The organism is Citrobacter sp. Cpo142 (assembly GCF_030332425.1).
GTDB lineage: Bacteria > Pseudomonadota > Gammaproteobacteria > Enterobacterales > Enterobacteriaceae > Citrobacter > Citrobacter portucalensis.
On record NZ_JAOWHW010000008.1, the window covers coordinates 1 to 268 of the forward strand.

The 268-nt window shown below is 56.3% G+C and carries 1 tRNA gene; it reads left to right on the forward strand.

Going from position 1 to position 268, the window contains the following annotated elements:
* Positions 1 to 183 precede the first annotated feature (183 nt).
* Positions 184 to 259: transfer RNA gene (locus OGY18_RS00030), tRNA-Ala, on the forward strand.
* Positions 260 to 268 lie beyond the last annotated feature (9 nt).

Genomic DNA, 268 nt, shown 5'->3' on the forward strand with positions numbered 1-268 from the left:
GCTTGTAGCTCAGGTGGTTAGAGCGCACCCCTGATAAGGGTGAGGTCGGTGGTTCAAGTCCACTCAGGCCTACCAAATTCGCCTCCGTGCTGTGTTACGGCGATGCTCGCATACTTCAGTATGCTTCGCACCACCGCGCCTTGCCCGGAAACGAATTAGGGTACAGAGATTAGCATTTACGATGGGGTTATAGCTCAGCTGGGAGAGCGCCTGCCTTGCACGCAGGAGGTCTGCGGTTCGATCCCGCATAGCTCCACCATCCTTACTG